Consider the following 25,485-nt stretch of genomic DNA (forward strand, 5'->3'; position numbering starts at 1 on the left):
CTGTGAACAGTCGTTGAGTTAGCAACCATAAACCACTTTAGAATCATGATGCCCCACCGCTAAATGAGACCGCTTATGATCGATTTACCACCGTGATATTAGGCTGTACTTTTTTTAATTAGTTACGTTTATTGTTTGTTCCCTTATTTTTTCATGAGTGATCCTTATCTCTCATGCAGACAAACACACCTTATGGTTATCACTAACCGACGGTGCAGGAGATAACCATGACAGCACATACAGAGATTAAACCGGTAAAGAAAAGCTTCTTTGCTCAGTTAAAATTCCCATCTGCTTATACTATTTTATTTATGCTGATTGCTTTTGTTGCCGCCCTCACATGGGTTGTACCCGCAGGTCAATATGATCGTGAAATGAATACAGAACTCGGCAAAGAAGTACCTATTACCGGCACTTACAAACCGGTTGAGAGTAACCCTCAGGGCGTTGTCGATGTATTACTGGCACCAATAGATGGTTTTTATAACCATGAATCTTATGAAGCAGCGGCTATTGATGTGTCGTTGTTTATTCTCATTATTGGTGGCTTTCTAGGCCTTGTAACTAAAACAGGTGCGATTGATGCTGGTATTGAACGCGTAACCGCTCGCTTACACGGTAAAGAAGAGTTAATGATCCCTATTTTGATGGGTCTGTTTGCTGCTGGCGGCACAATTTACGGTATGGCAGAAGAATCATTACCTTTTTATACACTGCTTGTTCCTGTGATGATGGCGGCACGTTTTGATCCCTTAGTTGCGGCAGCGACAGTATTACTTGGCGCTGGCATTGGAACGCTAGGATCAACCATTAACCCCTTTGCTACCGTTATTGCTTCTAATGCTGCTGGTATACCTTTTACTGATGGCATTATGCTGCGAGTTATTATTCTGACTGTCGGTTGGTTAATCTGCGTTGGTTATGTGATGCGCTATGCAAAAATGGTGCGTGAAGATAAAACTAAATCAATTGTGTATGACCAATATGAACAAAATAAAGCCCATTTTTTAAGTAATCAATCAGATCAAATGCTTGAATTCACCACCACTCGTAAAGTTATTCTGGCTATTTTTGGACTCTCTTTTGCGGTAATGATTTATGGGGTTGCCATTGCCGGGTGGTGGATGCCACAAATATCTGCCATGTTCCTTGGCGCTGCGATTGTAATAGGCTTGGTATCACGAATGAGCGAGGAAGATTTTTCAACCAGCTTCATTGATGGGGCGCGAGATCTGCTTGGAGTCGCGTTAATTATCGGTATTGCACGTGGTATCGTGGTGATCATGGATCGTGGCATGATCACCGATACCATCCTAAACTCAGCCGAACATATCGTTACTGGTCTCTCGGCGGTAGTGTTTATCAATGTGATGTACATTTTGGAAATATTACTGTCATTTCTAGTGCCATCAACTTCAGGACTCGCAGTACTGACAATGCCGATCATGGCACCACTGGCTGATTTTTCTGGGGTCGGACGGGATCTGGTTGTCACCGCTTACCAATCGGCCTCAGGCGTCGTTAACCTTGTGACTCCAACCTCAGCAGTGGTAATGGGAGGGCTAGCAATTGCACGTGTACCTTATGTTCGCTGGTTAAAATGGGTCGCGCCATTATTAGGTATTATTATTCTATTTACGATGGTGGTACTCAGTGTTGGCGTGATATTAATGTAGCTTGTTAATTCACGTTTAAATTAATATCATCAATTAAAACCGCCAACTGGCGGTTTTTTATTATCCATAACAAACATAACCATAGTTATTATCACAGAGCCATAAAATAGTTATTTATTCGGTTATTTTATAACTATCTATATCCCTCTATTCATCTATTCATCTATTCATCTATTCATCTATTCATCTATTCATCTATTCATCTATTCATCTATTCATCTATTCATCTATTCATCTAGAAGAATAAAACAGCCATTACACACATACAATAAAAACATTAAACAACATATTTAAATTAAAAAAATAACACTAAAACAGTTAAAAAAATAACAAACAGTCATCACAAAAAATACCTAAATGTATTATTTAAAAATCAAATAAACGCGTTATTTACTATATCTACTCACCTTAATTGAATAATATTCGCGCCTGTTAATACTTATTTTAGACAACCAAATGCATAAGATTTCATATCAAAATAAAATAAACAACAAAAACAAAAACTTACCAACAAACATTGCTTTAAAAAGCAGCGTGAGCACATAATAAATCACTGCGCCTATTTGTTTGTTGATGCTATTTTTCTGTAAATAACCACTTTACAGCGCCTAACTCATTAATAATTAAACTGTGATAGTGATCTTATACAAATAAAATCCATCACGTAGAATCAATTACATAAACAACACCTAATACTTATTTAACGTTTCGTAACTTAAACATAGCCAATCACTAATAGGCATAAATAGAGAGATACTATCATGAGTAACTTTTATGTGGGTTCTGAAATAGGTCAACTACGCCGCGTACTCATTCATCGTCCAGAGCGTGCTTTAAATAATCTAACACCATCAAATTGCCAAGACTTATTATTTGATGATGTATTATCTGTTGAAAAAGCAGGTCAAGAACATGATGTCTTTGCGAATACTTTACGCCAACAAGGTGTTGAAGTTTTATTATTACAAACCATGTTAAGTGAAACATTAGCCGTTCCAGAAGCAAAAGATTGGCTATTATCAACTCAAATATCAAATTACCGTTTTGGGGATACCTTTGCCAATGATATTCGCTGTTTCTTAGCTGACTTACCTCACCCTGAACTCGCTTCTATCCTATTAGGTGGTTTAAGTTACGCCGAATTACCACTGCTATCATCTTCTATTATGCAAAAAATGCATTCGCCTTGTGATTTTATTATTAAACCATTACCGAATCATCTCTTTACCCGTGATACCTCATGCTGGGTCTATGGTGGTGTGTCTATTAACCCAATGGCCAAAGAAGCGCGTCAACGTGAAACTAATCATTTACGGGCAATTTATCGCTGGCACCCGACATTTGCAGGCCAAGACTTCATTAAATACTTTGGCGATGAGCAAAATGCTTATGACAAATCCACCATTGAAGGCGGCGATGTTTTAGTTATCGGTAAAGGCAGCGTGTTAATCGGGATGTCAGAGCGCACTACCCCACAAGGTGTTGAAGCGTTAGCGGCGAGCTTATTTAAGCACGGTCAAGCCAAGCAAGTCATTGCGATGGAATTACCAAAACACCGTTCATGCATGCACCTCGATACGGTTATGACGCATATGCGTGAAGATACCTTCTCTGTGTACCCTGAAGTGATTCGTAAAGACGTCCAATGTTGGAGCCTAACTGGCGATAATTATGGCAACGTTAAAGCCAAAGAAGAAAATTATTTTGTTCACGCTATCGAAAAAGCTTTGGGCGTTGATCAACTAAATCTCATTACCACTGGCGGCGATGGCTTTGAAGCAGAACGTGAACAATGGAACGATGCTAACAACGTGCTAACCGTCAGCCCTGGAGTGGTTATTGGTTATGAGCGTAACACTTACACTAATGAAAAATATGATAAAGCAGGGATCACCGTGTTACCTATCCCTGGCGATGAATTGGGTCGTGGTCGTGGTGGCGCACGCTGCATGAGCTGCCCAATTGAGCGTGATGGTATTTAACTTAATAACAAAGGCTGGGGCGCCTATCGACCAGCCACTAATAAATACGGAGAGACACAGCTATGACTAAAAAAACAGTTGTTATTGCCCTTGGTGGTAACGCCTTATTACGTCGCGGCGAGCCTTTAGAAGCCAGCATTCAACGCCAAAACATTGCCACCGCAGCCAAAACCATCGCTGAAATTGCACTGCAATACAATGTCGTGCTCGTTCATGGCAACGGTCCACAAGTGGGGTTACTGGCACTGCAAGGGTTGGAATATAAAAAAGTGATGCCTTACCCATTAGACGTATTGGGCTCTGAAACACAAGGCATGATCGGCTACATCTTAATGCAAGAACTGAAAAATTTGCTCCCAGAACAAGATGTCTCGTGCATGCTCACTCAAATGCTAGTTGATCCACAAGACCCAGCCTTTGCCGATCCAACCAAGCCTATTGGCCCAGTGTATCAAGAAGCAGAAGCACGTGAATTAGCCGAGAAATTTCAATGGACAGTAAAAGCTGACGGTCAATATTTCCGTCGTGTAGTGCCAAGCCCACAACCGATTGGGATCGTTGAATGCGATGCTATCGAAACCTTAATTAAACGCAATCATTTGGTTATTTGTACTGGCGGCGGCGGCATTCCAGTGAAACGTGAGAATAACAAACTGATTGGTGTCGAAGCCGTAATCGATAAAGACATGTCAGCTGCATATCTTGCCAAGCAATTAAATGCTGATGCCCTGCTTATTTTGACTGACGCTGATGCGGTTTATCTTGATTGGGGCAAAGCAACCCAAAAAGCAATTTCAAGCACCACCCCACGAGCATTAGCACAATACCGTTTTGATGCTGGTTCAATGGGGCCCAAAATCGAAGCATCGTGTGAATTTATCAACCAAGGCGGAAAGTTAGTCGGTATCGGTGCATTGCATGACGGATTAGAGATCCTCAAAGGGCTTGCTGGAACAAATATTATCGCAGATAAATAGAATAACTATTCACAAATAATAAAAAATGAGATACACATATTATTAACATTGATTATTATCGAGTAACTCAACCATAACATAACAAGATTCAGTCGAAGAGATACTGAACCTTAAGAGGGATACATCATGGCTTTTAATCTTCGTAATCGTAACTTCCTAAAATTACTTGATTTCACTCCTCGTGAGATTCAACATTTACTTGAGCTTTCGGCTGAATTAAAAAAAGCAAAATACAATGGTTATGAGCAACCACGCCTAAAAGGTAAAAATATTGCACTGATTTTTGAAAAAACCTCAACCCGTACTCGTTGCGCATTTGAAGTTGCCGCTTTTGACCAAGGTGCTCAAGTTTCTTATTTAGGCCCGTCCGGTTCTCAAATTGGCCATAAAGAATCAATGAAAGATACCGCACGTGTATTAGGTCGAATGTACGATGGCATTGAGTACCGTGGTTTTGGTCAAGCCATTGTTGAAGAGCTTGGTACATATGCAGGGGTCCCAGTATGGAATGGTCTAACAGATGAATTCCACCCAACACAAATTTTAGCTGACTTTCTAACCATGCAAGAGCACGGTCGCGGTAAAGCATTACACCAAATATCATTTGCTTACCTAGGTGATGCACGTAATAACATGGGCAATTCATTGATGGTCGGCGCTGCTAAAATGGGAATGGATATTCGTCTAGTGGCACCAAAAACATTTTGGCCTGATGCTGAACTTGTGGCTCAATGCCGTGAAATTGCCGCTGAAACAGGGGCTAAAATCACCATGACTGAAGATGTTCAAGAAGGCGTTCAAGGCTGTGATTTCCTTTACACTGATGTCTGGGTATCTATGGGTGAAGCCAAAGAAGCGTGGGCAGAGCGAATTAACTTAATGCTGCCATACCAAGTTAATATGGCAATGTTAAAAGCAACGGGAAACCCACACGTTAAATTTATGCACTGTTTACCAGCTTTCCACGGCGAAGATACCGCTGTTGGCAAAGAATTAGCCCAAGCTTATCCCGTGTTATCTAAAGGGGTTGAGGTGACCGATGAAGTGATTGAATCAGCGCATTCAATTGTGTTTGATGAAGCTGAAAACCGCATGCACACCATAAAAGCAGTAATGGTTGCGACGTTAGGTAGCTAACGGCTCCTCCTATAACATTACCACTGTTACTTAACTGCCGCTTACTTGAGCGGCAGTTGCATATTATTTCAATCACATTATTTAACATTAATTAAAAGTGTTATTTTACAAATAAATACAAACAAAATAGTCCTAAGATATTTCAGTTTTAATTGCATAAAAATCCGTTGTTTGAATAGTTAACGCAAACGCTTGCGCCATTAAAAATAGACGGTATAATCCTTGCAATTTGCCTAGCAAGAGATAAAAAATGAACCCTGCCATGAACACAATATTGACTCGCAGTAATCATCCATTGATGATGGTTTGTTATTTTATTTTTACTATTTTTCAAAAAAAAGCCTCCTTTTAGTAGGGGGCTTTTTTTTGCCTAAAATTTAGTAACAAAGACAGTTGTTAATTTAATCACACCATCATAGGGAAAGAAGCCATGGCTAATTCGCTGTTTAAGAAGCATATTATTTCCATCCCCGAGCTTAATCGCGCTGAACTCGAGCTTATTATTGATACCGCTGCGAGACTAAAAGCCGATCCGAACCCGACTTTGCTGCAAAATAAAGTCATCGCAAGTTGCTTCTTTGAACCTTCAACCCGTACTCGTCTTTCTTTTGAAACCGCCATTCAGCGTCTAGGCGGTACTGTGGTTGGGTTTGATTCACCAGGCAATACCTCGCTGGCAAATAAAGGCGAGACATTATCTGATTCAGTGCAAGTGATCACCTCTTATGTAGATGCCTTTGTTATGCGTCACCCACAAGAAGGTGCAGCTCGATTAGCGTCTGAATTTTCCAATGGCGTCCCCGTTATCAATGGTGGTGATGGTGCTAACCAGCATCCAACCCAAACCTTATTGGATCTGTTTACTATCCATGAAACTCAAGGCCGACTTGATGGTATTAATATCGCCTTTGTGGGTGATTTAAAATATGGCCGTACCGTACACTCATTAACTCAAGCATTATCAAAGTTTAATGATGTTAAATTCTTCTTTATTGCCCCTGAAGTATTGGCAATGCCAGATTACATTTGTGAAGAATTGGATGATGCGGGGATCAGTTACAGCCTCCATAACAACATGGAAGATGTTATTCCTGAATTAGATATTCTTTATATGACACGGGTTCAAAAAGAACGTTTTGATGAGTCTGAATATGTCCATATGAAAGCGGCTTATATTCTGACAGCGAGCATGTTAGAAAGCGCCCGCGACAATTTAAAAGTATTACATCCACTACCACGGGTTGATGAAATCACGGTTGATGTCGATAAGACTAAACATGCTTATTTCTTCCAACAAGCAGAGAATGGCGTCTATGCACGTCAAGCATTACTTGCACTTGTCCTTAATGAAACCCTATAACGAGGTATGACGATCATGGTTAAAGAAACCCAACTCAAAGTTGAAGCAATTAAAAACGGCACCGTTATCGATCATATTCCAGCAAATGTTGGCATTAAAATCCTTAAATTATTCAACATTGATGGTACTAACGAACGCGTGACGATTGGTCTTAACTTACCGTCGTCAGCATTAGGCGCTAAAGATCTGATTAAAATTGAGAATGTGTTTGTTAGCGAAGATCAAGCCAATCAATTAGCCCTTTATGCTCCTAAAGCAACGGTTAATCAAATTGAAAATTATGCCGTGGTTAAGAAGCTTAATTTATCATTACCTGAGTTTATCAGTGCTATTTTTAAATGCCCAAATAGCAACTGTATTTCACATGGTGAACCGGTAAATAGTGGTTTTAAAGTATTGACTAAAAAAGCGGATATTCAATTAAAGTGTAAGTACTGCGAAAAAGTATTCTCACGCCAAATCGTGACTGAATGTAATAGCTAACGCATTATATTTAACCTGCCCAGCACATACACTTTCAACGAGAAAGCACTATCAATATGCGCTGGGCATTTTTTATCTGGATTCAATTAACGACAAACTCAAAGTAATCTATAACGTTAATCGTCATCACATTACTATCATTCACTGGCATAACTTCATATCACGTTTGTTATTTGGTGATAATGGTCATATCTCCGCTACATTATAATTGCTACCATTAATATACAACAAATGGCATTATCATCTAATGATTACAGCCTCTTATAGCGACACCGATAATCTATCCCGCCTAATCTATTATTGATCGATACATTGCCAAGGAGTGACTTCAAATGGACACCCAACACCCAGCAATCGAACATCATTCTTGTAATGATAATATGACATCTGCATGTAAACGCTTATTACAACAACAAAGTTTTACAACCCAAGATGATATTCGGTATCAATTAATTCAATTAGGCTTTCACGATATCAGTCAATCAACAGTATCACGGCTATTATTACGACTAGGTGTCGCTAAGGTGCCCAATGCCGCAGGTAAAAAAATATATTGTCTAACCACTGAAAATGAACCGATTCTGATTAATGCCTCGATTGCATCACAAATAGAGTTTGTTAGTCATAATCAGTTAGTGGTTGTTATAAAAACCCATCCTGGTGGGGCGCAATTGGTGGCAAGGTTAATTGATATGCAACCTCACGTTGACATTTTAGGCACGGTTGGTGGTAATGATACCGTTATGGTTGCGCCCAAAGACATTACACGAATAGACCAATGCTTACAGATCGTAAAACAACGCTTAGGACTTAAATAGCGATTGATAGCCATAATGATTAGTTGAATATAGGTTTTATTGCCCCCATATCAATACACACTGAAAGGCGATTATTTTGCCTTTTAATGACCATAAAATAGGATAACTCATGACAAAAATTCTTCATACAGAGCAAGCACCTGCAGCAATCGGTCCTTACGTACAAGGTGTAGATCTTGGCAGCATGGTAATGACATCAGGTCAGATCCCGGTTAACCCACTAACAGGTGAAGTTGCAGCAGATATTGCCGCCCAAACACGTCAATCATTAGATAACGTTAAAGCTGTTGTTGCAGCATCTGGTCTTACTGTGGCTGACATTGTGAAGATGACGGTCTTTGTTAAAGATCTGAATGATTTTGGTGCGGTAAATGAAGTCTACGGTGCATTCTTTGATGAACACAATGCACCTTATCCTGCTCGATCTTGTGTTGAAGTTGCACGTCTACCTAAAGATGTGAAGATTGAAATTGAAGCAATTGCAGTACGTAAATAATTATAAAAATAGCGATCACGAGACTGAAATCAGTGATCGCTTTTTGTTCCTAGCACTCGCTATGTGTTCGCTCTGCCAGAGCTAATACTTGTGCAAACCATGCTGTAAACAACTGCGGTGCCTGTTGTAATTGCAACTGTAATTCAGCAGTAGACCACCAACGATATGCCATCACTTCCGCCGGATTAGGAGTAAATACCATCCCCTCACCATTGGCAATCAAGACATGATCTAACTCATGTTCAATCAATTTATTATCCAATTTAGCGTAATAACAAAAATGACCTACATCTGCTAACGGGGCCGTCAATGTAATCCCCATCTCCTCTTGTAAACGACGCACACCAGCCTGACTTAGGCTTTCCCTCTGCCGAGGATGAGAGCAACAAGTATTAGTCCATAAACCGCCGCTATGATATTTTTCTAATGCACGTTGATGTAATAAATATTCACGCCCAAAAGGAGTATCTCGATAAAGTAATACCGAAAAAGCCAAGTGCAATGCACCATCACGATGAGCTTGCATTTTTTCTTGTAGACCAAGTTGATGGCCTTGTTCATCTACTAATATTACATATTCTTCAGTCATGATTATCTTCTACTTACTGTCTCAAAATATTGCTTATCGTTATTAAGTAACTATAAAACAAAACAAGGACATGCTTATAAAACATGCCCTTGTTAATAACACTTATACTATATCTTTTAGTTATGATTTTTAAGTATTATATATTAAGTATTAATGTTTATTACGCTGAGCGACTTCTTGATCCAATTCTGCCAGTTTAGTCGCCATTAGTTTACGGCTTTGAGTAAGTAAGTTTCGTACATCTTCTTTTTCTAAACCAACAGTTGCAATCGGCTTCATTACCTCAACAATCACTAACCCGTTATCCCAACGATTAAGTTTTACCTTATCGGTTGAGCTACACACAATCGGTACAATCGGCACTTGAGCGCCAATAGCCGCATGAAAAGCACCGGTTTTAAACGGCAATAAACCACGACCACGCGAGCGTGTACCTTCAGGGAACATCCATACGGATACTTTATTTTTTTTGATTTTATCCACAACCTGACCAATAGTACCTACTGCTTTACTGCGATTTGCACGATCAATTAGAATGTTACCGGTGATCCAATATAGCTGCCCAAACAATGGGATCCAGACTAAACTTTTTTTACCAACCGTGACTGTACGCTGCATGATTGCACCTGAAACGGTAAATAAATCATAAGTATTTTGATGGTTAGCGATATAAACCGCAGGGCCGACTTGCTCAGCACCTTCCGCATAACGGATCTCTAGTTTAATGCCAACAACACGTGACATTTTGCTAAAAAGTCGCCCAAAAGTATAAACATGTTTAGGATTACGGGGACTAAATAAACAATAACCACAGCCAAAGACAAAAGTTACAATGGCAAAAATAGCGATCGCAATCATGCGCAAAATATAAATCATTAAAACACTCCTCAGCGTACAAGTGTGCGCTAGTATACCCACCACAAGGGAAATTACACTTGTTATGTGTATCGACAACTCAAGCGACAGCAGCACAATTGACGCAAATAAATCATTAAAAAGCCCTCATAGATACGAGGGCTTTATTGTGTGTATAGCCGAAATTAACTGTCAGTTAATTGATCATCACTAAGAGTTTGTGGTGAATCAATTTCAATCTCAGTCACTCGTTGCAATCCACGTGGCAACATTGATCCTCGACGGCCTCGTTCACCACGGAAATTCTCAAGATCACTTGGTTTCAAGCCTAACTTCCGCTTACCAGCATACAAGGTAACATGGCTATCTGCGGTAATAACCGTTAAGTAAGATAAAAATTCTTCACGCGCTTTTGCTCGTGCTGATGGAATATTAATGATCTTATTACCCTTACCTTTACCTAGTTGCGGCAAATCTTTAATTGGGAATAACAACATTCGACCTTCATTGGTGATCGCCATGATTTGGTCGTTATTAATATCAGCAATCGGTTGAGGCGGTAATACCAATGACTTTTCAGGTACGGTTAATAAGGCTTTACCGCTCTTATTTTTAGAAACCATGTCACTGCTTTTACAAATGAAACCATAGCCAGCATCCGATGCCATTAGCCATAATTGATTATCATCCGCCATCATTACCTGACGCATATTGGTGCCAGGAGTCAGATTTAGACGACCGGTAATAGGTTCACCTTGGCTACGTGCTGACGGTAGACTATGCGATTCAAGCGCATAACTACGACCATCTGAACTGAGGAAAATAGCAGGCTGATTACTCTTACCACGCGCATGGGCAAGATAATTATCCCCTGATTTATAATTCAGCGTATTAGGATCAACCTCATGCCCTTTGGCATGACGGATCCAACCTTTTTCAGACAACACCACGGTGATCGTTTCACTTGGAATTAAATCACGCTCTGTTAATGCTTTTGCTTCTGCTCGTTCAACCAATGGAGAACGACGATCATCGCCATACTTTTCAGCATCAGCGATAATTTCTTTTTTAATCAAGGTATTTAAACGACGCTCAGAACCTAACAACTTTTCAAGCTGATCGCGCTCTTTAGCTAATTCGTCTAATTCACCACGGATCTTAATTTCTTCAAGCTTGGCTAATTGACGCAGTTTTATTTCTAAAATAGCATCAGCTTGAGTGACACTTAAATCAAAGCGAGACATTAATTCTGCTTTCGGATCATCTTCACTACGAATGATCTCAATCACTTCATCAATATTTAAATACGCCGCTAATAAGCCTTCTAAAATATGTAATCGAGCGATAACTTTATCTAAACGATACTGCAAACGACGACGGACCGTATTACGACGATACTCGAGCCATTCTTTAATGATCGTCACTAAGCCTTTCACTTGTGGACGACCATCTAAACCCAGCATATTGATGTTAGCACGGAAACTTTTTTCTAAATCTGTCGAAGCGAATAAGTGATTCATCAATTGATCACAATCAATCCGATTTGTACGAGGCACTATCACGATTCGGGTTGGATTTTCATGATCAGATTCATCACGTAAATCTTCGACCATTGGCAGCTTTTTAGCACGCATTTGCGCGGCAATTTGCTCCAATAATTTGGCACCTGACGTCTGATGAGGCAGCGCAGTAATAATAATATCACCGTTCTCTTTATGCCAAATCGCACGCATTCTAATACTGCCACGACCCGTAGCATACATTTTCTGCAAATCAGATTTTGAAGTGATAATTTCAGCTTCAGTCGGATAATCTGGACCTTGAACAAACATCATCAGTTGTTCAAGATCAGCATTTGGATTATCGATCATATGCACCGCAGCATTAGCGACTTCACGCACATTATGCGGGGGAATATCGGTTGCCATACCCACGGCAATACCGGTAATACCATTCAATAAAATATGCGGTAATCGTGCTGGCAGCATTTTAGGCTCAAGCATAGTACCGTCAAAGTTAGGTACCCAATCTGCTGTGCCTTGATTTATTTCAGCTAATAATATTTCTGAAAAACGCGATAAACGGGATTCGGTATAACGCATTGCAGCAAAAGATTTTGGATCATCAGGCGCACCCCAGTTACCCTGACCATCCACTAACGGATAACGGTAAGAGAAAGGCTGTGCCATTAGTACCATCGCTTCATAACACGCCGAGTCGCCGTGTGGATGGAATTTACCTAATACGTCACCGACAGTACGTGCTGATTTTTTATATTTTGCAGTGGCACTCAAACCTAACTCTGACATCGCATAAATAATACGACGTTGTACTGGTTTTAAGCCGTCACCAATAAAAGGTAAGGCACGATCCATAATTACATACATGGAGTAGTTTAAATAAGCGTCTTCAGTAAACTTTCTAAGTGGAAGCTGTTCAACGCCATCCATAGAGACATCAGTCATCGTGAGATAATCCGTCTTAAATAATGCGATTCGGCAAACATAATGTTTGCCGATTTAAAAATGAGATATATGTGGGGCTGAATTACACTTCCGCCATGTCGCCTTTGCTTTGTAGCCAATGGCGACGATCTTCTGCGCGCTTTTTACCGAGCAGCATATCCATCATTTCATTAGTTTCACTATCATCATCAATAGTAAGTTGAACTAAACGACGGGTATTAGGATCCATGGTAGTTTCACGTAATTGCAGTGGGTTCATTTCACCCAGACCTTTAAAGCGCTGCACGTTGATCTTACCGCGCTTGCCTTTTAAACGCTCCAGAATGGCATTTTTTTCTGATTCATCCAGTGCATAAAAAACCTCTTTACCCAAATCGATACGATAAAGGGGTGGCATCGCGATAAATATATGCCCTGCTCGTACTAACGCTTCAAAGTGCTTCATAAACAAGGCACATAATAACGTTGCGATATGTAGTCCATCGGAGTCCGCATCGGCAAGAACACAGATTTTACCGTAACGTAGACCACTTAAATCATCACTATCAGGATCAATACCTAATGCGATTGAAATATTATGGACTTCTTCTGATGCAAGTACTTGATCAGATGATACTTCCCACGTATTCAATATCTTACCGCGTAATGGCATGATAGCTTGGAACATACGATCGCGAGCTTGTTTCGCTGAACCGCCTGCCGAATCACCTTCCACTAAGAACAATTCTGTGCGGTTTAGATCTTGCTGCGAACAATCGGCTAATTTACCCGGTAAAGCCGGACCTGAGGCAATTTTCTTACGCACCACTTTCTTGCTGGCACGCATACGTCGATGGGCATTAGCAATACAGACTTCAGCTAATAACTCCGCCAGCTGTGGACGTTCATTAAGCCATAAACTAAAGGCATCTTTCACTACACCTGAAACAAATGCCGCACATTGACGTGACGATAAGCGTTCTTTGGTTTGACCAGCAAACTGTGGATCCTGCATTTTCACTGATAATACGTATGCACAGCGATCCCAGATGTCATCAGCGGTAAGTTTTACTCCACGCGGTAACAAATTGCGGAATTCACAGAACTCACGCATCGCATCAAGTAAACCTTGGCGCAGACCATTAACATGGGTACCACCTTGTGCGGTTGGGATCAGGTTAACGTAACTTTCAGTGATCAGTTCACCACCTTCAGGTAGCCACAATAACGCCCAATCAGCCGCTTCTGTCGCACCACTAAAGACACCTGTAAAAGGTTCTTCAGGCAGTAAAGTGTAACCTTTTACGCCTTCAGCCAAATAATCTTTCAAGCCATCGTCATAGCACCAACGTATTGTTTCATCGGTGATTTTATTAGTAAAAACAACTTCTAAGCCAGGGCATAAAACGGCTTTAGCTTTTAAATTACTTTTAAGACGAGTAACCGAAAATTTGGCACTATCAAAATATTTAGGGTTCGGCCAAAAATGGACTTTAGTGCCTTTAGCACGACGACCACAAGTACCAATAACCTCTAATTCAGAGACTTTATCGCCGTTTTCAAATGCGATTTGATACACTTGACCGTCACGTTTAACAGTCACTTCAACCCGATCAGAAAGGGCGTTAACAACGGAAATACCTACCCCGTGCAAGCCACCTGAAAATTGGTAGTTTTTACCCGAGAATTTACCTCCGGCATGTAATTTACAGAGAATAAGCTCAACCCCAGAAACACCTTCTTCTGGATGAATATCAACAGGCATACCACGACCGTCATCAATCACTTCTAATGATTGATCGGCATGAAGAATGACTTCGACTTTACGAGCATGTCCAGCCAAGGCTTCATCGACACTGTTATCGATAACTTCTTGACCGAGGTGGTTAGGTCTTACCGTATCGGTATACATACCCGGACGGCGGCGTACTGGCTCAAGGCCATTTAGAACCTCAATGGCTCCAGCGTTATAGCTTTGATCTGTCATATCACGGAAATTTACGGGAAAATTTTGCAAACAATAGTCAGTAACCCTCGCGATGTTGTCAAGCAAGAGTCAGCGGAAGACTCACATTCAGTGAGTCGAGTCTCTTTTCTGTCGTCATGAAAAGGGACGTAAACTGGGTATCGATTTTATGCTAATGCACATAACTTGATTTATAGGGTAGCCTATCTCGTTACTCAATGAACAGATAAGTCAGGTTATAACCCTAAGAATTGAAGAATGGTGGCGGGAAAACGTTCAAAATTACAAAAACTATGATCACCATTAGCTTCTATTGTTAGCCTACAGTGTGCATATTTTAATGCTGCTTGACGATAATCTAGCACTTCATCGCCTTGTTGTAATAACACCCACAACCGTTGTGGCTGAGTAATAGTAATCACGTCGAGTGCTTTTAACTCATCAATGTGTTGAGGTTCCAACACGTAATTTTCACCACTATAGGGATTCTGTTGTGGCCCAAGATAATCAACCAACAGCTGATAAGGCGTAACCGCTGGGTTAACTAACACTGCTGACAACTGATAACGCTCACTGAGCCAAGCACTTAAATAGCCCCCCAAAGAACTACCAACAACACCGATAGTGTAATGGTCGTTATATTGCTCAATCAATTGTGTCAAATATTGACTTGCTTGTGCCGGATAACTTGGTAATTGAGGCGCTATGACCTTTATATCAGGTCGATGTTCACGACAATAGGCTAGCATTTGTTGGGCTTTCAAGGAAAATGGTGAACTATTAAACCCATGTAAATAAATTAATAACGACGGCATCAGTACCCTTCTGCATCAAGTTTAGGTTTAAATTGATCACCACTAATACGGTGGACGCTGGTAATAATTTGTCCATCATTGATTAATTCTAAGTAACGCCACCCCGGATTATTATGATCTAAAGCAAAATCATCAGAATCTGGCATAAATTGAATACAGGTTGATGGTGTCGCCAGCACGCGTACGCCATGGTAAGTACGATCTAAATCTTGATGAATATGACCACACAATACTGCTTTTACTTGAGGATGGTCATCAATCACCTTCCATAAGCCACTGTTATTATGTAGTTGATGTTGATCTAGCCACGCACTACCGGCTTCAAGCGGGTGATGATGTAATAAAATTAATGCATGCCGATCAGGGTAACGTGCAAGAGCGGCATCTAATAAAACTAACTGTGCAGCGCTTAGCTCACCATGCGGTACACCTTGCACTTGGCTATCAAGTAAAATCATTTGCCAATGATCGCCCACTAGTACCTGCTGTTGTGGCTTTATTTGCTCACTCGGTAAAATGGATTGCATCGTTGGCTGAAAATCATGATTACCCGGTAACCAAAAGCACGGTTGTGACCAGCGTGAAATACCATCAGCAAAACGCTGATAAGAATAAGGGGTGTGATCTTGAGAAATATCACCCGTAGCAACGATGGCGTCAAAATGACGCGCAGCAGCATCTACCCCATTAAGCACGGCATGAAAACTGTCTTTGGTTGCCACGCCAAGCAAAGAGCCGGAACCATTGGCAAACAAATGAGTGTCGGTAATTTGCAGAAGAACCACACTTTCGGGGTTGGTCTGCGGCAGCGAATAGGTCTGCAAAACGTCAAAAACCTTGTCTATTCTGAGCAATTAAGTTCAATTAACAAACGCATTGTTTACTAAGCCCGTGGCGTAAACAATGCTTCAACCAGTCACCTAAGAAAAGGTTGACTTGATGTTTCTCATTTTTTTGGTGCATACGCAAGTTTGGATAATCATATATTGGCTTGAGACGAGAAATCTGCTGCACAGCACACACTTCTGCGACCTTAGCATCATGATATAACCGTACCGTGAGTAAGGGCGCTAAATAATCAACAACGCTCTCATTATCAACTAAACCTAATGTTACCACGGTGGTATAGCGAGTCGATTCAATAATTTTCAACTGGTATGTATCATTACAGACGAGGTATACCTGCACATCTCCAACATCATCGCTACGCGGCAATAACGGTAAGAGTTTTGCGTAATTAGTTTCATACAAGCGCATTAGGCTTGTCAAATCAACAGTATACCTTTTATTCAAATCATTCCCCTAGGATTATACGATAATTTATTTTATGCTTTTCGCAAACGTTGATGATGTAACTGCAGCCATTGTAGTGCGATAATTGTAGCCGCATTTTCAATTTTACCAGATTCTAACCATTGATAAGCCTGATTTCTTGAAACAACATGAACCCGAATATCTTCTGATTCACTGGCGACACCATGAATACCAGCAGCTAAACGGCTATCTACCTCACTAATAAAGATATCAAGTATTTCGGAACAGCCACCTGAACTGGATAAATAGCGTGATATTTTTTCTGTTTTACCCAACACTAATCCCGATTCTTCCGTCGCTTCTCGGCGTACCACTTGCTCCGGCGATTCATTATCATGATCGAGCATACCCGCAACAATTTCTAACTGCCATGGCTGACAATTAGCCGCCATCGCACCAACACGGAACTGCTCAATCAATACCACCCGATCAAGCACTGGATCATAAGGTAAAACCGCAGCGGCATGACCACGTTCAAACAATTCGCGTTCAAACTCGCCACTCCAACCACCAGCAAATAACTTATGCCGTAAGCGGTATTTAACCATTTTAAAAAAACCGTCATACACTGTTTTAGTTGATAAAATTTCAACATCTTGCCGATTAAACGTCGGTTGAGTAGGTAAACTATTTGACGTTTTATCCATAATTTCGTCTCCTTTGAGGATAGATATCTATTAAAAGTTAACCAACTTCAGTCAGATAGTATCAAATTTAGGTTATATTCCTTACGGCCATACTAAAAGTGTAATATTCCATTTTTAGCGTTTAAACAATTAAATATTATGTATCTTTTTGACACGCTGTTTATTAAATCGATTACAATGAACCTATAATTGAATGTTAAAATACAATCATTAAGTAAAACTACGTAATGATCAGTTTCAAGCAAGCCCGCTTCAGGTAAAATAACGCTTGCACTATTTATACATTCCCATTTTTGTCAGCAAGACCAGGAAAGGCATCCATGAAAAAATTGCTTCCAATCATTATTAGCCTTGTAATTGGCTCTATTAGTCAATCAGCATCGGCTGACGATCTCGCTCAGATTTATCAGCAAGCCAAGCAAAATGATCCCCAACTTCTAAAAGCCGCGGCCGATAAAGATGCAGCTTTTGAAGCAATCAATTCTTCACGTAGCACACTTTTGCCACAAATTAATCTTTCTGCTGGCTACAATACCTACTACCTTGATGCCAAAGATGGCCGAGATAACGGTTTTAATGCGGGTGTTAGTTTAAGCCAATCATTATACAACCGTGCCAGCTGGGTAGGTCTTGATATCGCAGAAAAACAAGCTCGTCAAAGCGATGCTTCTTACGCGGTAGCTCAACAAGGTCTTATTTTACGCGTTTCTACAGCGTATTTTAATGTTTTAAAAGCCAAAGATGACTTGAAATTTGGTGAAGCAGAAAAAGCAGCCGTCGGTCGTCAATTAGAGCAAATGAAACAACGCTTCGAAGTGGGTCTATCTGCGATCACAGACGTTTATGATGCTCAAGCACAATACGATACGGTACTGGCTTCTATCATTGTTAAGAAGAATACCCTTGCTAACAGCTACGAAGAATTACGTGAAATTACTGGTAATGCTTATTCGTCATTAGATCCATTAAATACTGCTAGCTTCTCAGCCAACAAGCCAAAACTGGCTGCCGATAATCTGGTAAAAGATGCTGAGACTGAAAACCTGACCTTATTAGCATCGCGCATTGGTCAAGATATTGCGCGTGATAATATTTCGTTAGCAGATTCTGGACACTTACCGACCTTATCGTTTGAGTCAGGTTATCAATATGATGACACGAGCCCAATGCCTGGTTCGCCAGATCAAGGTAGCCTAACCGCAGGGATTAAACTTGATTTACCCATTTACAATGGTGGTAATACCACCTCTCAGGTAAAACAAGCCCAATATAAATACGTATCAGCTAGTGAAAATCTGGAAGCACAATACCGCTTAGTGGTAAAAAATGTCCGTAACTACTACAACAACATTAACGCGACCATTGGTTCAATCAATGCTTATAAACAATCAGTGGTTTCTGCAAAATCTGCGTTAGAAGCAACTGAAGCAGGTTTTGATGTAGGTACCCGTACTATTGTTGATGTATTAGACTCAACCCGTAGCCTATACTCAGCTAACAGTGAGCTTTCTAATGCGCGTTACGATTATATCCTAGCGCAATTACAGTTAAAGCAAGCGGTAGGCACACTTAGCGAACAAGACGTATTAGATATCAATTCAGGTTTAGTACAAACTAAATAAGCCTGACAATATCGATATAAAAAAAGCGCCTCACGGCGCTTTTTTTGTGGGTGATAATCCTAAGATTAACCACGCCCACCACGAATAGCTTCAATGATTTTAGAGGTCGAACAACCATCTTCAAAATTAAGCACTAATACTTGACCACCCGCAGCAATCACTTCTTTGCCACCCGCAATTTGGTCAGGTGTATAATCACCACCTTTAACTAAAATGCTCGGTAACACTTCACTAATTAGTCGTTGCGGTGTCTCTTCGGTAAACGGAACCACCCAATCAACCGCACCTAAACCTGCTAATACCGCCATACGGCGATCTTCAGGATTAACCGGACGTCCAGGGCCTTTTAAGCCTTTGACTGAATCATCAGAGTTAACGGCAACAATTAAACGATCACCCAATTTAGCCGCTTGCGTTAAGTAAGCCACATGACCTGCGTGAAGAATATCAAAACAGCCATTGGTCATAACTACGGTTTCACCACGGGCACGGGCTAATTTAACCGCATCAACCAGCGCTAATTCAGAAATAACCCCAAACCCACAATCTTGGCTGCCATGGATCGCTTCCGTTAATTCAATCGTCGATAAGGTTGAAGTACCTAACTTCGCGACTACCACGCCAGCAGCAGCATTCGCAAGCTTGCATGAATCTGACAACGATTTACCTGCTGACAATGAAGCGGCTAATACTGAAATAACCGTATCACCAGCACCGGTCACATCGTAAACTTCTTGCGCCAAAGTCGGCATATGTAATGGTTCACCGCCTTTTTCAAGCAGTGTCATTCCATGTTCAGAACGGGTGACTAATAAGGCTTCAAAATCAAATTTTTCAATTAATGCCATGCCTTTGTCGACTAACTCTTGCTCAGAATTAACACACCCTACAACGGCTTTAAACTCTGATAAATTCGGCGTCAGTAACGTTGCACCACGGTAACGTTCAAAGTCGGTACCTTTAGGATCAATCAATACCGGCAATTTTGCTGCACGCGCTAATTGAATCATCGCCTGCACATGTACCAACGCGCCTTTGGCATAATCCGATAATATCACGGCCTTCGCATTCTTGAGCGCTGGTTGCATACGTTCAAGTATTAATGCAGGATCAACATTCTGAAAGCCTTCTTCAAAATCTAATCGAATCAACTGCTGACCACGGCTCATTACCCGTAATTTAGTAATAGTGGGATATTCAGCCAATGCAACAAAATCACTACTCACATTGAGTGACGACAATTTTTCAGTTAATGCACGTGCAGGTTCATCCGTTCCAGTTAAGCCGATCAATTTAGCATGACCACCTAACGCTGCAATATTCATTGCTACGTTGGCCGCGCCACCCGGGCGTTCTTCAATCTGATCAACTTTAACCACTGGCACTGGCGCTTCTGGTGAGATACGTTCAGTGGGACCCGTCCAGTAACGATCGAGCATTACATCGCCAACAATCAATACCTCTGCATGGTTATAATCAGGCAGCGTCAGTTTCATTTTTTTCTCCGAGAATATGGCAACGTTCGAATCTTAACATAAACTAAAATCGAGGGGCATTAGGATAACCGCTAAACCTCATTAGGCTCTAACCATTGTTGCCATACCAACTCAACAATATGCCGCATATCAACAAATTGCTGCTGATCGACATATGCAGGCAGACCTAACAAACTCAATCGATGTATCGCATTTCGCATATCACAATAAGCGTGCTGTAATTGGTTCGCGATAGTGCTATCAATAATGTCATGATCCGCCAATGATTCAAAAATACGCACATTATCAGACCAGCGCGTTAAAGCAGGTTGTTGATGAGCATAAGCTAACACTAAATACTGCGCTAAAAACTCAATATCAGTGATCCCGCCTTGATCTTGTTTTAGACCAAACATAGCCACTTTTTTCTTACCTAGATGCGCCCGCATTTTATGGCGCATACTAACCACATCATCGGCTAATTGAAGCTGATCACGCGGTATTGTTAATACTTGCTGGCGAACATTAGCAAATGCTGCCTGTAACATTGCATCTCCATATACCATCCGTGCCCGTACTAATGCTTGATGCTCCCATGTCCATGCCTGTTGCTGCTGATACTCACCAAATGCACTCACGGTAGTAACTAATAAACCTGAAGCACCTGACGGACGTAAACGCATATCCACTTCATATAACACCCCAGAAGCGGTTCGGGTTGAAAATAAATGTATGATCCGTTGCGCTAAACGTAAATAAAACTGCCGTCCATCAATCTCTTTATTACCGGTAGTATAGATATTATCAGGGCAATCATGGACAAACACTAAGTCAAGATCTGAACCATAACCCAATTCCCAACCACCGACTTTGCCATAACCAATCACGGCAAAACCTTTACTTTGACGCTCTAACAAATGACCCGGTTCGCCATATTTTGCTGATATTTGTAACCATGCTTGATTGACTACCGCAGCAATAATCGCTTCTGCAAGATAGGTTAAGTGATCACTTACTTTCATTATAGGCAGTACACCTGCAATATCAGCAGCAGCGATACGTAATAATTGGGTTTGTTTAAACTGTCGAATCGCTTCCATCTGTTGCTCCATATCCTCTTCAGGAATACGAGCCAGATATTCACGCAATTCATCTTGATAACTGGTGAGTTGGGTTGGCTGATACAAATGCTGCGGATCAAGCAATTCATCCAATAACAACGGATACAAGGCTAATTGATCCGCCACCATTGGACTAGCAGCACATAGCCTAATAAGCTGTTTAAGTGCAACGGGATGTTCGGTTAGTAATTCAAGATAGGTGGTACGAGTAGCAATACGAATGATCAATTTCGTCAATCGCGGTAACAGTTGTACCGCATCATCACGTAACACCACTTGCGCTAAAATTTCAGGCATTAATGTTGCTAGAGCTTCACGCCCACGAGGACCTAAGGTACGTTTTGATAATTCATGTTTAAAAGCCATTAAATTCTGAGCTTGTAACTGTTGCTCCGATGCCTCTAATTCAGCCAGAATACTGAGTAATACGTCCTCATTGGTCACCATCGACCACATTTCATGATACTGAGTCGCGACTTCTTGCTGATTATCTTGTTCATCATGGCCAATAATATCATCGAAAATGGCATGAATAGCGCTCATATGCTGTTCTGTCGTTACTACTAATGCCGCCCAATTGGGCTCTGCCATTGCACACGCTAATCGTGCTTGATCAAGGGCTTTATCTGGCAAGGTTTGGGTTTGCTTATCATCAATCGCTTGCAATAGATTTTCTAGGCGACGTAAATGGCAATATCCAGCGGTTAAAGTATCGACATCAACTGGCGGTAATAAAGCCAATTCCTTAATTGCAGCAAGGGTTGGTAATAAACCCCGTCCTCGTAAACTTGGTTCACGTCCACCCCTAATTAATTGAAAAGATTGGGCGATAAATTCAACTTCTCGAATGCCACCCGCTCCTAATTTAATATTATTGGTCAGGCCACGCCGACGCACCTCACTGCCAATCATCGCTTTCATGCGACGTAGCGACTGAATAGCACTAAAATCGATATACCGTCGAAATACAAACGGCCGTAGCATTTGGCGTAAACCTTGATATTGGCTAAAACTTTCTTTACCCATAACCCGTGCTTTGATCATCGCGTAGCGTTCCCAATCACGACCTTGTTCTTGGTAGTAATCTTCTAATGCCGCATAACTCATCACTAACGGTCCGCTATCGCCAAAAGGACGTAACCGCATATCAACCCGATAACAAAAGCCATCAAAAGTGACTTGATCAAGCGCTTTGATCAAGCGCTGCCCTAAGCGAGTAAAAAACTGGGCATTGGCAAGGCTACGTCGACCGCCGACCGTTTCACCGTTTTCAGGGTAAGTAAAAATAAGATCAATATCCGAAGAAAAATTCAGCTCCCCCCCGCCCAGTTTACCCATGCCTAAAATTAACATTGGCTGTGGTTCGCCCTGATCATTCATTGGCGTGCCCCACTCGGTGCAACATTGGCGATAAAGCCAATGATACGCTTCCATGATCAACGCTTCTGCCAATTGTGATAAACAAGCGAGGCTATACTGCAAAGATGCCTGCTGGCTAAAATCTTGCCATGCGATTAACGTCATATAGCGACGTCTAAAATGACGCAAACTACGCATCAAACTGGCTTCATCGGTTACTTGGGCAAGTTGTTGGCTCAATAACTCACGATAATCAATCGCCACACAGTACTGACGCTGTTCAAATAACCATCCAAGTAACTGCGCGTCCTGTTGTAAAGAAGCACTAATAAAATCACTCAGCCCTAACATGGCATACAATTCGTCTTTAGCATCCCCTTGCCATAACGCCAACTGTTGTGGCTGTTGCTGAGCTAATTTTTCCCACGCTAAATCTGCGGCGATAACGATATCGCTACAATGATTAATAGTTGGATATGGGTATGGTTTTTCGGTCGCCATGTGCTGTCCTTGAACAAGTAACTCGATAAAGAGTTCTAATTTAGCATACAAAAACGCCCATCAAGCGATGGGCGTTATAATTTTATTTTATCGAACCAACAGCAGTTTATTTACACGTTAAACGTGGCTATTTTGGTTTCAAGATCATTGGCTTGCTGATGCATGTCTACAGCAGTTTGTGCTAACTCAGTAACGACACCTACCGAGCCATCGACTAATTCTCGCACATTGGTTAAGTTGAGGTTCATTTCATCAGCAACGGTACTTTGTTGCTCTGCAGCTGCGGCAATCTGAAAGTTCATATCATTAATCTGCTGAATTTGTTCAACGATTTTATTCAATTCACCTCCCGCACTGGTGACTAATTCAACCCCTTCCGCCGCTTCAACAACACTGCGTTCCATTAAATGAACGGCTTGCTGTGCACTTTGCTGCAACTGCGCGATCATATCTTGGATTTCAACCGTCGCAGTTTGAGTGCGCTGAGCGAGATTACGCACTTCATCCGCCACGACTGCAAAACCACGCCCAGCGTCTCCCGCTCGCGCCGCTTCAATGGCAGCATTAAGTGCTAATAGATTAGTTTGTTCTGAAATACTTTGAATCGTCACAATCACTGAGCTTATTTTATCCACTCGAGTTTCCACTTGATTAACGGCACCAGCTGATTGAGTAATGTCATTCGATAGTTGGTTAATCGTCACCATCGTACGACTGACAAACTGCTGCCCTGTTGCCGCTTGCTCTGAGGTATCAAGGGTTGCATTCGATGCATCACGAGCATGACCCGCAACGGTTTGTACTGTCGAGGTCATTTCTGCCATTGCTGAAGCTAATTGATCAATCTCAGCAAACTCTTCTTGAGCCGATTGTTTAGTTTGATCCATCATTAGTGACATCATTTCAGCTGATTGTAAGAGGGCTTTTGCTGCCTGTCGCTGAGCAATAAATACCGTGGTAAGCTGAATGCGACTCTGTTCAAGTTCTCGGCTCAGATCACCAAACTCATCACGGCATTCCATCACTATTGGCGGAGATAAATCATAACAAGTTAATGCCTGAATACGTTGCTGAATATAGCTAATCTGACGCAACATAATCCGTGATACGAGAAATAATACTAGAATAAAAATCGCCACCATCAAGGTGGTTTGCCACACAATTTGGAACAAGTATTGCTGATAATAGGCGAATGCCTGCGCATTGGATTGATAGCTAATCACCGCTAACTTTAAGGTCGGTAGCTTTACAATATAGCCATTACCGCTATTATCTTGCAGCGTAAAAGCCTGATTATTTTGATTATTATTAATAATAGCACTCAGTGTTTGACCACTTTTAAGCAGCTGTTTTAGATTAATCACTTGTTTAAGATCAGATTTATCTAGCATGCCACCATCACTATAATCAATAACGTAGACGCCATTATTGGTCATTGTTGAAGATAATGCCGGTACTACCGCAGCAGATTTGGCCTCAGCAGTTATTAATGCCGTTAGCATCTGCGCATTAGACACCGCTAATTGCTGTACTTTATCTTGCTGATTGGCGATCACTGCTTGATAGAATAATTCCGCATCCCATAGCTGCTTACCAATTAACAGCAACGTACTAAATACCATTAATAGTATCAATTTTGGTCTTAATTTGAGGTTGGTTAACCACTTTTCCCACGGTTTAAACATTAGCGTCGCCATTCATCATCTCCGTATCACTAACGTTTACACCATTCACCTTGGCAGTGACGGCATTATTCGCCAGCCGTAATATCATCCATAAGCATCATTGCTTTACTCTCTGAATTAGTTATCGACATCCGTGATTAAATATTTAGCCAACAACCTAAGA

General features: G+C 41.2%; 20 protein-coding genes. 9 read left to right on the forward strand and 11 right to left on the reverse strand.

The window, feature by feature from the left end; genetic code table 11:
• Positions 1-227 precede the first annotated feature (227 nt).
• The 8 genes from BTO21_RS18020 (at position 228) to BTO21_RS18055 (ending at position 8,929) form a co-directional block, all read left to right on the forward strand.
• Positions 228-1,676 carry a YfcC family protein gene (locus BTO21_RS18020; protein ID WP_045027908.1) on the forward strand — a complete coding sequence of 483 codons (1,449 nt, stop codon included), beginning with the start codon at positions 228-230 and terminating at the stop codon, positions 1,674-1,676.
• 761 nt (positions 1,677-2,437) lie between these two features.
• Complete coding sequence (arcA, locus tag BTO21_RS18025) at positions 2,438-3,658, forward strand: arginine deiminase (protein WP_045027910.1); 1,221 nt, start codon at positions 2,438-2,440, stop codon at positions 3,656-3,658.
• 62 nt (positions 3,659-3,720) lie between these two features.
• On the forward strand, positions 3,721-4,635 hold the full coding sequence (gene arcC / locus BTO21_RS18030; protein WP_045027912.1) for a carbamate kinase: 915 nt from the start codon (positions 3,721-3,723) through the stop codon (positions 4,633-4,635).
• Between the two features lie 126 nt (positions 4,636-4,761).
• Entirely contained in the window at positions 4,762-5,772 is a 1,011-nt protein-coding gene (locus BTO21_RS18035; RefSeq protein ID WP_045027914.1) for an ornithine carbamoyltransferase, read from the forward strand.
• A 430-nt stretch (positions 5,773-6,202) separates the two neighbouring features.
• Entirely contained in the window at positions 6,203-7,132 is a 930-nt protein-coding gene (pyrB, locus tag BTO21_RS18040) for an aspartate carbamoyltransferase (RefSeq protein ID WP_045027915.1), read from the forward strand.
• Positions 7,133-7,147: 15 nt separating this feature from the next.
• Complete coding sequence (gene pyrI / locus BTO21_RS18045) at positions 7,148-7,615, forward strand: aspartate carbamoyltransferase regulatory subunit (protein ID WP_045027917.1); 468 nt, start codon at positions 7,148-7,150, stop codon at positions 7,613-7,615.
• Positions 7,616-7,947: 332 nt separating this feature from the next.
• The gene (locus tag BTO21_RS18050) at positions 7,948-8,433 is read left to right on the forward strand and encodes an arginine repressor (RefSeq protein ID WP_045027918.1); all 486 of its coding nucleotides are present in this window, start codon (positions 7,948-7,950) and stop codon (positions 8,431-8,433) included.
• Positions 8,434-8,542: 109 nt separating this feature from the next.
• Positions 8,543-8,929: a Rid family detoxifying hydrolase gene (locus BTO21_RS18055; protein WP_045027920.1), complete on the forward strand. Its 387-nt coding sequence runs from the start codon at positions 8,543-8,545 to the stop codon at positions 8,927-8,929.
• A gap of 49 nt (positions 8,930-8,978) precedes the next feature.
• On the opposite strand, the gene idi is transcribed toward BTO21_RS18055, so the two are convergent.
• From idi to nudF, 8 genes are all read right to left on the reverse strand, one after another.
• Positions 8,979-9,518: an isopentenyl-diphosphate Delta-isomerase gene (gene idi, locus BTO21_RS18060; RefSeq protein WP_045027921.1), complete on the reverse strand. Its 540-nt coding sequence runs from the start codon at positions 9,516-9,518 to the stop codon at positions 8,979-8,981.
• A 150-nt stretch (positions 9,519-9,668) separates the two neighbouring features.
• On the reverse strand, positions 9,669-10,394 hold the full coding sequence (locus BTO21_RS18065; protein ID WP_045027924.1) for a 1-acylglycerol-3-phosphate O-acyltransferase: 726 nt from the start codon (positions 10,392-10,394) through the stop codon (positions 9,669-9,671).
• A 164-nt stretch (positions 10,395-10,558) separates the two neighbouring features.
• Entirely contained in the window at positions 10,559-12,838 is a 2,280-nt protein-coding gene (parC, locus tag BTO21_RS18070; RefSeq protein ID WP_045027925.1) for a DNA topoisomerase IV subunit A, read from the reverse strand.
• An 82-nt stretch (positions 12,839-12,920) separates the two neighbouring features.
• Positions 12,921-14,804, reverse strand: coding sequence for a DNA topoisomerase IV subunit B (gene parE, locus BTO21_RS18075; RefSeq protein ID WP_045027927.1), 1,884 nt, complete (start codon positions 14,802-14,804; stop codon positions 12,921-12,923).
• Between the two features lie 215 nt (positions 14,805-15,019).
• A complete protein-coding gene (gene yqiA, locus BTO21_RS18080; RefSeq protein WP_045027929.1) occupies positions 15,020-15,598 on the reverse strand; it encodes an esterase YqiA in 579 nt (192 codons plus the stop codon).
• Positions 15,598-16,422, reverse strand: a complete 825-nt coding sequence (cpdA, locus tag BTO21_RS18085; protein ID WP_045027930.1) for a 3',5'-cyclic-AMP phosphodiesterase — start codon at positions 16,420-16,422, stop codon at positions 15,598-15,600. Before cpdA ends, yqiA begins: the two co-directional genes overlap by 1 nt.
• A gap of 40 nt (positions 16,423-16,462) precedes the next feature.
• Positions 16,463-16,891 carry a DUF1249 family protein gene (locus BTO21_RS18090; protein ID WP_082056801.1) on the reverse strand — a complete coding sequence of 143 codons (429 nt, stop codon included), beginning with the start codon at positions 16,889-16,891 and terminating at the stop codon, positions 16,463-16,465.
• Positions 16,892-16,923: 32 nt separating this feature from the next.
• Entirely contained in the window at positions 16,924-17,559 is a 636-nt protein-coding gene (nudF, locus tag BTO21_RS18095) for an ADP-ribose diphosphatase (RefSeq protein ID WP_065195197.1), read from the reverse strand.
• Between the two features lie 320 nt (positions 17,560-17,879).
• On the opposite strand from nudF, the gene tolC reads away from it, so the two are divergent.
• The gene (gene tolC / locus BTO21_RS18100) at positions 17,880-19,181 is read left to right on the forward strand and encodes an outer membrane channel protein TolC (protein ID WP_045027934.1); all 1,302 of its coding nucleotides are present in this window, start codon (positions 17,880-17,882) and stop codon (positions 19,179-19,181) included.
• 65 nt (positions 19,182-19,246) lie between these two features.
• Here the strand turns inward: tolC and hldE are convergent, their stop codons facing one another.
• The 3 genes from hldE to BTO21_RS18115 form a co-directional block, all read right to left on the reverse strand.
• Positions 19,247-20,677, reverse strand: a complete 1,431-nt coding sequence (gene hldE / locus BTO21_RS18105) for a bifunctional D-glycero-beta-D-manno-heptose-7-phosphate kinase/D-glycero-beta-D-manno-heptose 1-phosphate adenylyltransferase HldE (RefSeq protein ID WP_045027936.1) — start codon at positions 20,675-20,677, stop codon at positions 19,247-19,249.
• Between the two features lie 71 nt (positions 20,678-20,748).
• The gene (gene glnE / locus BTO21_RS18110; RefSeq protein WP_105026966.1) at positions 20,749-23,637 is read right to left on the reverse strand and encodes a bifunctional [glutamate--ammonia ligase]-adenylyl-L-tyrosine phosphorylase/[glutamate--ammonia-ligase] adenylyltransferase; all 2,889 of its coding nucleotides are present in this window, start codon (positions 23,635-23,637) and stop codon (positions 20,749-20,751) included.
• Between the two features lie 110 nt (positions 23,638-23,747).
• Positions 23,748-25,334, reverse strand: a complete 1,587-nt coding sequence (locus BTO21_RS18115) for a methyl-accepting chemotaxis protein (protein WP_045027937.1) — start codon at positions 25,332-25,334, stop codon at positions 23,748-23,750.
• Positions 25,335-25,485: the final 151 nt, after the last annotated feature.

Origin of the sequence: Photobacterium phosphoreum, from assembly GCF_002954725.1 — a bacterium.
GTDB lineage: Bacteria > Pseudomonadota > Gammaproteobacteria > Enterobacterales > Vibrionaceae > Photobacterium > Photobacterium phosphoreum.